Below are 12,280 nucleotides of genomic sequence, written 5' to 3' on the forward strand. Positions count from 1 at the left end.
TAAATTAATCTGAAATAAACGTAATAACAGAGAACAATCAAAATGAGTTTTTTCAAAAAGTTATTTGGAAAGAAAGAACAACAAATACAAATCAATCGAAACCGCTATGCTGAATTTTGGCAATGGTTTGAGCAGCATCAACAGGATTTCCATCGTATTGTGGATGAGTTAAATCAAGATACGATTCAGGCAGATTTCTTTGATAAATTATCGCCTGAATTGGCCAAAGTTCATGGTGGAATTTTTTTCCTTACCGGGATGCTTGACCCACAAACAGCTGAATTGATCTTAACGCCAGATGGTGTTGTGGCAAATATTGTATTTGTAGAGGAATTGGTGGCAGCAGCCCCTGAAATTCCCGGCTGGAAATTTACTGCACTTAAACCCGCAAGTGATATTCAGCAAACCAGTATTGGTATGCATGGTCATGAGTTTAGTCAAAAAACGCTATCGTTTTATTTAAAAGACCATGAAGAATATCCAGATGAAACTGATCTCGTGGTTGTGCATGATCAATATAATGAAGCTCAAAAAGCTGAATTCTTACAAGCGGTTTATATCTTTTTGGATAATTATTTGGGCGAATATGATTCGATCACAAAGCTAGATCAAGTTTCGCTACAATTCAGACAAGATGCTGAAAAAGAATTAATGCCTATTGACCGTTTAAAGAATATTTTAATTTTAAAGAACAGTGAAATTTCTCGCTTAGACAAAATAACCCGATCAAGCACTGATGACGATGAATATATCAGTTTGGAGGGGGAGACCAATGAAGGGTTGCCTTTGGTGGCGATCTTAAACAGTACCCTTTTAACATGGGATCAAAAGGCTTCTCATCCGTGGATGCTGCTGATAGAAATACCTTATGCTGGTCAGAATTCAAGTGGTATGCCGTCTGCAACAGATTATGAGTTGCTTAATGAGATTGAAGAAGAATTATTAAATGAGCTAAAGGATTTTGAAGGATATTTAAATATTGGACGAGAAACCGGTAATAACTTAAGAACCATGTATTTTGCTTGTAAAGAGTTTAGAAAACCCGCCAAAGTTATAGATCAGGTTGTTGAAAAATATCAGAACAATTTTGAAATCGATGTCAGCCTATTTAAAGATAAATATTGGCGTTGTTTAAATAAGTTTGGTCGCTAACTATGCTGAAAAGTCGCTTGAAATGCGCTATAGCATTCAGACCATAAACATGGACAACTTAGAGAATGAAGCGGCTTTTTAATCGACCTATCCCCGATCTTAAAATAATAATATTGGCGATCCTGTTAATTGGCGGAATTGGATATTATCTTTATTCAACGGTTCGTCATTTTCAGGCGGTCAACCAATTGGATGAAGCTAAAACAATAATGCGTGATATACAGAACTTGTTGGGATGGTCAATCCTTCAACCTCAAGCGGATGCAATTCAAGTCTGTAATTTGCAAAATATCCAACAGATCAGCAAACAAGAAGAGTTTCAAAAGATCAAGCAACTGTTGGGCTGGAATGTCAATATTCAACAACATAGCAAATATGTTGAAAGCATAAAAGTATATGCCGCGCCTGATTTACACGGCTGTATTATACGTGCTCATTTTCGAGAAGACGCCTTTGTGAGTGATGAGCTTGCTGGCAAGTATATTACTTACCAATATGATTTTAAAAAAAGCACCACAACATGCGTCACCAATATAAAAAAGTATGCTTTAGTGAAATCTTGCACGCGCTTGTAAAAAACATACTTTATCTGTTCCGCTTAATCAGTCCTGTAAATAAATAAACTCAGGCTGTTGGGGCACTTTGCCTGTTTGTTTTGCGATAAAACCATCATAAAGATTGAGTAAAACAACAGCGCAAATAATACAAATAAAAACCAGTAATTGTTTGGATATGCTCATACTATTTCTCTCTGATCTAAGTCGCTTTAAGTAAAGTCTAGTGAAATTAAACAATCTAATCTAATATAGAAAAAAGCAGGATTGATCTAATTTTGAGATGGGTATGGCGACATTCAAACAATTTAATTATTTGATTAGAATTGTGGAGGAAGGTGGTTTTATTGCAGCTTCTGAAAAGCTGTTTATTGCTCAATCTGCTTTAAGTCGTCAGATCAAGCTTTTAGAGGACGAAGTAGGATTTGAAATTTTTGACCGCAGTGATAAAAAAATAAAACTCACTCAAGCAGGGCAGTTCTTTTATGCTCAAATTAAAAATAATTTACTGAACTTAGATCATATTATTGAAAATGCTAAAGATATTGCAGATGGAAAAAATCGACTCATCAAAATTGCACACTCAAGTACTATTACCATGAGCTTAGAAAAAGTCAAAGTATTTGATCAAACCTCAAAGCATTTCAATGTTAATTTTGAGATCAATACCTTGTCATCTGAAGACCAAATTCTTGCACTGATGAAAGGAAATATTGATGTTGGTTTTATTCGCCCACCTGTTTTAAATCGCTTAGATGAGTTATATGCAACCACGCTCTACCCTGAACCTTTATACGTTGCACTACATCAAAATCATATACTCGCTTCAGAACGCAGTATTAAAATCCAACAGTTAAGACATGAAAATTTTGTTTCTACACCGCATGCAGAACGGGGCGGTTTAAGTTATTTGGTTGCAAACCTTTGCCTAAGTGCTGGTTTTTCTCCAAAGAAAGCGGTGGTTCAGTCCCGTAAAGTTTCACAATTGCAATTGGTGGCTGCTGAAATTGGAATTTGTATTGTTCCTGAAGAATTTAGACATATTCTGCCTAAACAGGTAAGACTGATTGCTTTGGATGCTGAAAATGCATGGTCTGATGTTGTGATAGTCTGGAGTAAAAATGCAGATGATGTCATTCAGCGATGTACTGAATACATGATCAAACAGTTTCAACGATGATCTTTAAAGACCATCGTTTGATTGAAAAGATAGCTGTAGATTAAGATTGTATAGAATCGTAGAAATTTTCAGTCGTGATCAGACAGACTGTTCACGAATATAATCTTCTGTACGCTTCATCGCTTCTTTAATATTGATAATGGCATTTTCAACATCTGCAAATGTTTTGGCATTACCACCACTTAAAGCCTGACGCCATTTACGAGCACCGGGAAGATTTTGGAATAAGCCTAAAATATGGCGTGTAATAATCGATAGAGGTGCACCTTCTTGCATACGTTTGGCAATATAAGGCAGCATTTGATCGATAATATCAAAGCGATCAGGTAAGTCTAAATTCCAAAGTTGACCTAATTCTGCCAAGAGGTAAGGGTTGTGATAAGCCTCACGCCCAATCATGACCCCATCAACATGCTTTAAATGTGCTTGCGTTTCAGCGAACGTTTTAACCCCACCATTGATCTCGATCAGTAGCTCAGGACGCTCTTGTTTTAAACGATACACATCTTCGTAGCGTAGTGGTGGAACATCGCGATTTTCTTTTGGTGATAAACCTTGAAGCAAGGCAATACGGGCATGTACGATAAAATTATTACATCCAGTTTTCGCAACGGTATCGACAAAATGTAGCATCTCTTCATAAGATTGCATGTCATCTATACCGATACGGTGTTTTACTGTGACTGGAATATCAACTGCATTACGCATTTCAGCAATACATTCTGCAACCAAATCAGGCTCTGCCATTAAGCAGGCACCAATCTTATTGTTTTGTACGCGGTCACTTGGACAGCCCACATTTAAATTGATTTCGTCATAACCCCAGTCTTGCGCCATTTTGCTACAAGTTGCAAGATCTTTCGGATTTGAACCACCGAGCTGTAGAACAATTGGATGTTCTTCATGGTTATAGTCCAAATGACGATTTGCTCCACCGTAGATAATGGCACCTGTAGTAACCATTTCTGTATAGAGGATAATATTGGGGTTAAACAAACGTGCAAAGAAACGATAGTCACGAGTTGTCCAATCCATCATCGGAGCGACCGAAATACGAGGCGTTAAAGATTGGAGCTCAGACATACAGTTAACCTGAAAAAGATAGAAAAAAAAGCAAGTGCGGATTATACGTGCTTTATTTTAAAATCAATAGCCATACTCAAAAGATAGAATTTGTAAAATTAATAAATATTAATTTTTTGTATTTGCTTAGAACCCCGATATGGCAGAGTTATATGAAATTTGCATAACTCCACCAATATGTTAAAAGTGTGCGAGTTAAAACTACAACATCATACCACCAGAGGCTTCTATTCTCTGACCTGTGATCCAGTCAAATCCTTCACTAAAAATTGCAGCGATTGCTTTTCCAACATCATCCGCTTCACCAACACGGCCTAATGCAGTGATAGATGCGATCATCCCCTGAACTTGTTCACTATTGCGGACTGCACCGTCTCTAAAATCTGTCGCAATCGCACCGGGCGCAATCGTGTTGACACGAATCCCTTTGGAGGCGAATTCTTTTGCCATATAACGTGTCATGACTTCTACAGCGCCTTTTGCCATTGCGTATGCAGCTGACCCAGGCATAGAAAAGCGTGTTAGACCAGAGGATATATTTACAATATGACCGCCATTTTCAATGAGTGGTAGCAATTTTTGAGTGAGAAAAAATGGACCTTTCACATGGATATTGAGCATATCATCTAGATCATCAATACTAGTTTCTTCAATACTCGTATGTAAACCTGTTCCCGCATTATTGAGTAGGTAGTCAAAACTTTCACGACCAAATTGCTCTTTTAATACGAAACTCAAGCTTTTTACCAAATCATCAAATAATGTGATATCTCGAATATCAGATTGAATGGCAAATGCGTTTTGACCTTTTTCTTTAATCTTCTCAACCACGTCTAGAGCGGCTTTTTCATTGCGATGATAAGTCAAAATGATGTCAATATTTTGCTCAGCGAGTTTAAGCGCTGCATTTCGACCTATTCCACGACTCCCTCCGGTGATGAATGCGATTTTATTCATGTACTGACCTCATATTATGCTGATTAACTGTTGATGAAATTAAAGTACAGGAATTAATTGTCTTGATAAATATGAGTAATCGGATAAGACTGTTCATAAATAATGAACAATTGGAAGTGATGTATGGATAAGATTGAGACGATGAAACGTTTTATCGCTGTTGTACAAAATGGTAGCTTTACCCGTGCTTCAGAACAGTTAAAGATTCCTAAATCAGCAATCTCTATGTCAATCACTAAGCTTGAAGATCATTTAAAAACTCGTTTACTTTATCGGAACACAAGACAAGTTTCTCTTTCAGAAGCAGGTCAGCGCTATTATGTCGAATGCTTAAGATTGTTGGATGAGTTAGAAGGCTTAGATAACCAATTTCAACAACAAAGTGAAGAACTCAGTGGTGTGATTAACATTGATATGCCTAGTCGGTTTTTTTCTAGCGTAGTGGCTCCCCATCTACCTGCATGGTTTCAACAATATCCTAAAACACAGATTAAGCTGCTTGGGGTTGATTATCGTATTGATCCTATCAAGGAACGAGTAGATTGCGTAATCCGTGGCGGTCAGCTTGAAAGCAGTAATTTAATAGGACGCCATTTGGGTATTATGGAAATGGTTAATTGTATTAGTCCCAGTTATGCGGAACATTACGGTATACCAACATCATTAGAGGACCTTAAAAATCATTATATTGTTGATTATTCGCATGCTGACACCCAGTCGCAAAATGCTTTTGAATACAATCAAAATAATCAAACCTACCTTGTACCAACTCCGAGTCTAATCAGTGTCGGCACAACGGATGCCTATTTAGCTGCAGGTTTAAATGGACTAGGGATTATTCAAATTCCCAGAATTGGTGTTAGACAACAATTGGCAAATGGTGACCTTATTGAAGTATTAACAGCGTTTACCAGTGCACCGATGTCTTTGTCAGTTTTATATGAATCGAGAAATAATCAACCCCGCAGACTAAGTGAGTTCATTAATTGGTTGATTCTTTTATTCAAAAAAATGAATCACAATACACTGTAGTTTCACTAAATGAACCCGATGTTGCTTATAAGCAATGTGTAGTCATTGCTCAATTTTGTTTAGGTTTAATATAGCCAAAGGCAGCTTCTTTGAGCTCCCTATCATTTCATACAAAATACTGACGGAATAAGGCTGCTGCCAATATTCCTGCTGCAATCGCCAATAGTGGTTTTTTAAGCAGTAGCATAACGATCAATGTTGTCAGTAACGCCAAACGAGCGCCATGATCACCTTCAACGGCAATAGGAGCCAAAAGTGCAACCAGTACAGATCCCGACATTGCATTAATGAATCGTTGCACACGATCGCTAATAGGAACATAAGACATAATCAAAACACCACCCCAGCGAGTGGCTAATGTCACAATGGCCATAATAAAAATAATAATTAATGGATAAGTGGTGCTAATCTCTAGGTTCATAGCTGTTTCTCTTTCCAGAAAATTCCGACAATTCCGCCAAATAAGGCACCCACAACGACATGACTATTTTCTGGTAAGTACCAATAAGCCAATAATGAGCTACAGGCTGCGATTGTCCAGATGATGAGTATTCTGAGGTTTTTTTGTCCACCGACAACCATTGCCAGTAGAAAACAAGCCATGACCATGTCCAATCCCAGCAATGCAGGATGATGAATGACATTACCAAAATAGAACCCCAGTCCTGTGCCTAAAACCCACGCGAGCCATAGCGCAAGACCTCCTCCAAACAATAAGCCCATCCCTGATTCACCACGATTAAATGCTTGTAGTGAGAGTGCCCAATTGGCATCAGAAATAACCAGCAAGATACTATATCGTTTGATGGGAGGCAGGTGCCGTAACCAAGGATAAAGAGATGCGCCCATTAAAAGGTGCCGAGCATTGATAAAGAAAACTGTGACTATTAAAGGAATCAGTGATATTTGCGTGCCCCATAGTTCCAAAGTCGCAAATTGAGATGCTCCTGCAAAAACAAAGCTACTCATTAACATGATAGAGCTATTGTCTAGTCCTGTTTGCGTTGCTGCTAAACCGAAAGCAGCCCCAAAAATCACCACGAAAGATGAAATTGGAAGAAGGCTTTTAAAGCCTGACCAAACTTGGGAATAACTTAAACTGTAAATATCTGGGTCAACATTCGACAAAATAATTTCCTTATCTTTTTAAATTTTCTAATGAGCTATATACCTAATGATCGCTGATGGAAATTAGGGGAAATTTCGTTCTTTTCTTAATAAATTATGGACTTAGAAAGTTAGAATGAAAAGCGCATAATTCTTGCATATACTATTCGAAAATCGAATAATTTGGGGTAATCATGAATCTACAAAATCTACAGATTGATTGGTTAAAATGTTTTGTCGCAGTTGTTGATACAGGTTCTCTTTCCAATGCAGCACCTGAGCTATACCGTTCACAGTCCGCTGTCAGTATGCAGTTAAAAAAATTGGAAGGCGCTTTAAAATGCCAACTTTTAGTTCGAACGCATAGACAAATTCAACTTACTTCTGAAGGGCAACTTCTTTTAGGTTATGCAAGACGGATACTTGATCTACATCATGAAACACAAATGGCTTTTAATGGAGAAGAGTTAACCGGTCGGATTAGACTTGGTGTACCCGATGATTACGCTGCTAAATATTTAACGCCTGTGCTTAAACGTTTTGCACCGCGTTATAGTGGCGTTGAAATAGAATTTATTTGTGAACAATCGACTTCATTGATTCCACGTATAGAAAATGGCGAGATTGATTTAGCCTTGATTTCAAGGGATAACCCCCGTCAAGGCACCTTATTGTTTCATGAGCCAATGGTGTGGGTAGGTTCTCCCCAATTTGAATTATGGCGTGAAGATCCAATACCAATTGCTGTTTATGAGAGTACCAGTTTAGCCAAAAAAAATGCGATCAATTCGCTCGCATTACAAGGTCGTCGTTATCGTGTAGTTTATAATAGTTCTAGTTTAATCGGGCAAATTGCAGCAGTTGAAAGTGGTTTGGCAGTCGCAGTTTTCACACAATGTAGCGCGCCTCAGCATTTAGAAATTTTAGGAGCAGAGCACGGACTAGGCCCATTAGCACCTATGGAAGCATCTGTATATAGAAGTAGAGCCTCGCTTAATTCAAAAGCGGTCGATCATTTATATGAGCTTTTAATTAAGACATTAAGGCAATCCATTACCTATTAAAAAGATTTTTATTCGGTACCTCATCTTCTTATGTATCAATATGATGTCTTCGGATGAGATGAGTTGTGCTTTTTATTTAAACATAAACTAAATCTGAAAAAGTTAGAAAAGCACAAAGCGAATTAAATGTGCTTTATTTTAAAATCAAAAGTTGCTCATCCTAAATAACCCAAATCTATACTTTTCTTGAAAAGATATTAATAACATTCTGCAAATGCTTCTGCATGGCTTTATATGCCGCAGCACCATCTTGGCTCTGGATCGCTGCCATAATTTCCTGATGTTCATGCTGAGACCTTAAAGGCATATCTTCAGGAGTGTATAGACTACGCATACGACTGAACAGCTCGGTATATTGTTTCCCGAGCAAATATTTGAGAAAAAAAGAAAAAGCACTGTTTTGACTGGCTTCGGCAATACGAATATGAAATAAACGATCTCCAATATGCTCACTGGAATGTTCCAGATTATCTCGGACATTCATAAAAAACGCTTCTTTAATCTCTTCTAATTGTTCATCTGTACGATGTTTTGCGGCAAGTTCAGCGAGATACGGTTCAATTTGCAAACGTGCTTCTAAAACTTCAAATGGCGTAACCGCGGAATCCTCTTTTAAATGAGGAATTAACAAAGGATGAATATTGGTATTAAAACCTGTTTGTTCTGAGTGATCATCTTGCTGATCTTTAATGACATAGACACCACTCCCCAGTTTAACTTCGACAACCCCATTGACTTCAAGCGCGATTATTGCCTCACGTACAGAAGTACGACTCACACCTAACTGCTGGGCAAGATCGCGCTCAGGCGGTAACTTTGAACCTAACTGATAAATTCCATTCTTTATATCATCTTGAATCTTATTAAAGATATTTTGATAGAGACGAGTTTGAGTCATAAATTTCAACTTTTACAAAAATTGGTCTTGCCAAAACACTTTTGATCAATTAAATTGACTAGACCAATTAATTGGTCTAGTCAATTTAGCATTTACCATAGTATAAAGTAAAAAGCAGGGACGAAGGAATGAGATTGATAAATAAAACGTGTGTGATTACCGCAGCAGCTCAGGGAATTGGTAGAGCCACTGCATTAAGCTTTGCAGAACAAGGTGCAAAAGTAATCGCAACAGACATTAATTTGGAGCTGCTTGAACAACTCAAAAGCTATTCAAAAAATATTCAAGTGGAATATTTGGATATTACAAATCATCAGCAAATTATTGAATTTTCTAAAAAATATCAGAAGGTCGATGTGTTGTTCAATTGTGCTGGCTGGGTTCCTGCAGGTTCAATCTTAGAATGTGATGAAACACAGTGGCAGCGTGCTTTTACGATGAATGTAGATTCGATGTACCACATGGTTCAGGCTTTTTTACCAGCAATGTTGAAAAGTGCCAACGGCTCAATCATCAATATGTCTTCAGCGGCATCAAGTATCAAAGGTGTGCCGAACCGCTTTTCATACAGTGTCACTAAAGCGGCAGTTATTGGTATGACCAAATCCATAGCAGCGGATTTTATCGGTCAAGGGATCCGTTGCAATGCGATTTGTCCGGGAACTGTGGATTCTCCTTCACTGCATGATCGTATTGAAGCTCAAGCGAAAGAACAAAACAAAACCATTGATGAAGTCTATGCCCAATTCGTTGCTCGCCAACCTATGGGACGAGTCGGTAAAGCAGAAGAAATAGCAGCACTCGCACTCTATCTTGCAAGTGATGAATCCTCATTTACAACTGGAACCATCAATATGATCGATGGTGGTTGGTCAAATTAATTTTCAAGCAGATCTAGGATAGAACAATGAAATTATTAAGATATGGTGTAAAAGGACAAGAAAAGCCAGGGGTCTTAGATCCACAGGGACAAATTCGGGATTTGTCCTCAGTGATTCAAGACATCAATGGTCAGGTGCTTGCCGCCGAGTTAGATCAAATTCGAAATCTGGATTTATCGAGTCTGCCTTTGGTTGCTGAGGGTGTGCGCCTTGGTGCATGTGTGGGTAATATCGGTAAATTTATCTGCATTGGTTTGAATTATTCTGACCATGCCGCAGAAACAGGTGCAGAAGTTCCCGCTGAACCAGTGGTTTTCAATAAATGGACCAGTGCAGTGGTTGGACCAAATGATAATGTGGAAATTCCAAAGAATTCATTCAAGACAGACTGGGAAGTTGAATTGGGTGTCGTCATTGGTAAAGATGGTCGTTACATTAGTAAAGAACAGGCAATGGACTATGTTGCAGGTTATTGCGTGATTAACGACGTTTCTGAACGCACATTTCAGCTTGAAGGCACAGGAACTTGGGATAAAGGAAAAGGCTGCGATACTTTTGGTCCAACCGGTCCATGGTTAGTCACCAAAGATGAAATTGAAAATCCACATAATTTGAAAATTTGGTTAGAGGTCGATGGTCATCGTTATCAGGATGGCAATACCAATACCATGATTTTTGATGTACCAACCATTGTGAGCTATTTAAGTCAGTTTATGAGTCTACAGGCAGGTGATGTAATTTCTACAGGCACGCCACCAGGTGTAGGACTTGGACAAAAACCACCTGTGTATTTAAAAGCAGGGCAAGTGATGCATTTAGGTATTGAGGGATTAGGCGAACAACAACAGAAAGTTGTTGATGCTGAATAAGCCAGATTTATCTCAATAGATTTAATTTTTAAGTAATACAAAAGAGGCATTCAAATTCGATGTCTTAGGAAGACTTGTCTTTAAAAAAGCTCAGAATTTAAAAAAGGAATAGGAATGTTAAAAATAACGGATTTAGAAGTATTGGATATTCGTTTCCCTACTTCACAGCAGTTGGATGGTTCAGATGCAATGAATCCAGATCCAGATTATTCAGCTGCTTATGTCATCTTAAAGACGGATCATCCAGCGCTGACAGGACATGGTCTGACATTTACCATTGGTCGTGGTAATGAAATTTGCTGTGCAGCAATTGAGGCGATGCGTCATCTTGTTGTTGGTCTAGATATCGATGAGATTAAGAAAAATCCTGCTTTGATGTGGCGACATTTAACTTCGGACAGTCAATTGCGCTGGATTGGTCCAGACAAAGGCGCAATGCATTTAGCGACAGGTGCAGTGGTCAATGCAATTTGGGATTTATGGGCGAAAAGTGAAGCTAAACCGGTTTGGAAACTGGTTGCAGATATGACTCCTGAACAATTAGTGAACTGTATTGATTTTCGTTATTTAACCGACTGTATTACGCCTGATGAAGCTTTGGATTTATTGAAATCTAATGAGATCGGTAAAGCACAACGTGAGAGCACCCTGCGTGTAGAAGGCTATCCTTGTTATACAACTTCAGCCGGTTGGTTAGGTTATAGCGATGAAAAACTTGCACGACTTTGTCAGGAAGCTGTTGATGAAGGCTTTAACTACATCAAATTAAAAGTGGGTCGCGATATTGAAGAAGATAAGCGCCGTGTCAAGATTGCGCGTGACATTATTGGTCCTGACCGTCATTTAATGATTGACGCCAATCAGATTTGGGAACGTGAACAAGCCATCGACTGGGTTAAACAGTTGGCATTTTCAACCCCATGGTTTATTGAAGAACCAACATCACCTGATGATGTCGAAGCGCATCGTGCTATTCGATTTGCGATTCAGCCGATTCAAGTGGCTACAGGTGAAATGTGCCAGAATCGTATCATGTTTAAACAATTTATTATGCGTGAAGCAATTGATATTGTTCAGATTGATGCTTGTCGAATGGGTGGGATTAACGAGGTATTAGCTGTATTACTGATGGCCGCAAAATATCAGCTTAAAGTTTGTCCGCATGCAGGTGGCGTAGGCTTGTGTGAATATGTTCAGCATCTTTCAATGATTGATTATTTATGGTTCTCCACTTCTAAAGAAGGTCGTGTCACAGAATACGTTGACCATTTACATGAGCACTTTATCGATCCTTGTGTGATTCAAAATGCAGCTTATATGCCTCCAACACTCGCGGGTTTTTCAATTGAAATGAAACAGGCATCTATAGAGAAATATCGATTTAAGGGTTGATTGACTGAGTTATTGAGGGTCAAGCTCATGCACGCCAAAGGGAAGTGGTATGTAAGTACTATTAGATCAGTCTGATATGCAATACATGGTTGAAATGTCAACAAATTCTAG

General features: G+C 38.5%; 14 protein-coding genes. 8 read left to right on the top strand and 6 right to left on the bottom strand.

Features of this window, described 5'->3' with window-relative positions; genetic code table 11:
- The first annotated feature begins 42 nt into the window (after positions 1-42).
- Both ACZ5QH_RS02880 and ACZ5QH_RS02885 read left to right on the top strand, forming a co-directional pair.
- Positions 43-1,152 (top strand): DUF695 domain-containing protein, encoded by a 1,110-nt coding sequence (locus ACZ5QH_RS02880; protein ID WP_303576698.1) that lies wholly within the window; start codon positions 43-45, stop codon positions 1,150-1,152.
- A 65-nt stretch (positions 1,153-1,217) separates the two neighbouring features.
- Positions 1,218-1,727: a hypothetical protein gene (locus ACZ5QH_RS02885; protein WP_303576699.1), complete on the top strand. Its 510-nt coding sequence runs from the start codon at positions 1,218-1,220 to the stop codon at positions 1,725-1,727.
- A gap of 27 nt (positions 1,728-1,754) precedes the next feature.
- Here ACZ5QH_RS02885 and ACZ5QH_RS02890 read toward each other — a convergent pair whose 3' ends face one another.
- Positions 1,755-1,892, bottom strand: coding sequence for a hypothetical protein (locus ACZ5QH_RS02890; protein WP_167468923.1), 138 nt, complete (start codon positions 1,890-1,892; stop codon positions 1,755-1,757).
- 103 nt (positions 1,893-1,995) lie between these two features.
- Between ACZ5QH_RS02890 and ACZ5QH_RS02895 the strand changes: the two genes are divergently transcribed.
- Positions 1,996-2,886 (top strand): LysR family transcriptional regulator, encoded by an 891-nt coding sequence (locus ACZ5QH_RS02895; RefSeq protein ID WP_303576700.1) that lies wholly within the window; start codon positions 1,996-1,998, stop codon positions 2,884-2,886.
- A gap of 78 nt (positions 2,887-2,964) precedes the next feature.
- Here the strand turns inward: ACZ5QH_RS02895 and dusA are convergent, their stop codons facing one another.
- Positions 2,965-3,969: a tRNA dihydrouridine(20/20a) synthase DusA gene (gene dusA / locus ACZ5QH_RS02900; protein WP_303576701.1), complete on the bottom strand. Its 1,005-nt coding sequence runs from the start codon at positions 3,967-3,969 to the stop codon at positions 2,965-2,967.
- A 201-nt stretch (positions 3,970-4,170) separates the two neighbouring features.
- Positions 4,171-4,926, bottom strand: a complete 756-nt coding sequence (locus tag ACZ5QH_RS02905; RefSeq protein WP_303576702.1) for an SDR family NAD(P)-dependent oxidoreductase — start codon at positions 4,924-4,926, stop codon at positions 4,171-4,173.
- 123 nt (positions 4,927-5,049) lie between these two features.
- Between ACZ5QH_RS02905 and ACZ5QH_RS02910 the strand changes: the two genes are divergently transcribed.
- Positions 5,050-5,958, top strand: a complete 909-nt coding sequence (locus tag ACZ5QH_RS02910) for a LysR family transcriptional regulator (protein WP_303576703.1) — start codon at positions 5,050-5,052, stop codon at positions 5,956-5,958.
- Between the two features lie 106 nt (positions 5,959-6,064).
- Here the strand turns inward: ACZ5QH_RS02910 and ACZ5QH_RS02915 are convergent, their stop codons facing one another.
- Together ACZ5QH_RS02915 and ACZ5QH_RS02920 are read right to left on the bottom strand one after the other, a co-directional pair.
- The gene (locus ACZ5QH_RS02915; RefSeq protein WP_004723188.1) at positions 6,065-6,379 is read right to left on the bottom strand and encodes an AzlD family protein; all 315 of its coding nucleotides are present in this window, start codon (positions 6,377-6,379) and stop codon (positions 6,065-6,067) included.
- Positions 6,376-7,086 (bottom strand): AzlC family ABC transporter permease, encoded by a 711-nt coding sequence (locus tag ACZ5QH_RS02920; RefSeq protein WP_303576704.1) that lies wholly within the window; start codon positions 7,084-7,086, stop codon positions 6,376-6,378. The genes ACZ5QH_RS02915 and ACZ5QH_RS02920 overlap by 4 nt, the downstream gene beginning before the upstream one ends.
- Positions 7,087-7,259: 173 nt before the next feature.
- On the opposite strand from ACZ5QH_RS02920, the gene ACZ5QH_RS02925 reads away from it, so the two are divergent.
- Complete coding sequence (locus ACZ5QH_RS02925) at positions 7,260-8,129, top strand: LysR family transcriptional regulator (protein WP_303576705.1); 870 nt, start codon at positions 7,260-7,262, stop codon at positions 8,127-8,129.
- A 175-nt stretch (positions 8,130-8,304) separates the two neighbouring features.
- Here the strand turns inward: ACZ5QH_RS02925 and ACZ5QH_RS02930 are convergent, their stop codons facing one another.
- Positions 8,305-9,027 (bottom strand): FadR/GntR family transcriptional regulator, encoded by a 723-nt coding sequence (locus ACZ5QH_RS02930; protein ID WP_056515023.1) that lies wholly within the window; start codon positions 9,025-9,027, stop codon positions 8,305-8,307.
- Positions 9,028-9,155: 128 nt separating this feature from the next.
- Here ACZ5QH_RS02930 and ACZ5QH_RS02935 point away from each other — a divergent pair, with 128 nt between their 5' ends.
- The 3 genes from ACZ5QH_RS02935 (at position 9,156) to ACZ5QH_RS02945 (ending at position 12,169) form a co-directional block, all read left to right on the top strand.
- Positions 9,156-9,908, top strand: coding sequence for an SDR family oxidoreductase (locus ACZ5QH_RS02935; RefSeq protein ID WP_303576706.1), 753 nt, complete (start codon positions 9,156-9,158; stop codon positions 9,906-9,908).
- A 26-nt stretch (positions 9,909-9,934) separates the two neighbouring features.
- Positions 9,935-10,777, top strand: coding sequence for a fumarylacetoacetate hydrolase family protein (locus ACZ5QH_RS02940; RefSeq protein WP_303576707.1), 843 nt, complete (start codon positions 9,935-9,937; stop codon positions 10,775-10,777).
- A 114-nt stretch (positions 10,778-10,891) separates the two neighbouring features.
- Positions 10,892-12,169, top strand: a complete 1,278-nt coding sequence (locus ACZ5QH_RS02945) for an L-fuconate dehydratase (protein WP_303576708.1) — start codon at positions 10,892-10,894, stop codon at positions 12,167-12,169.
- Positions 12,170-12,280 lie beyond the last annotated feature (111 nt).

Source organism: Acinetobacter sp. Ac8, from assembly GCF_055392545.1.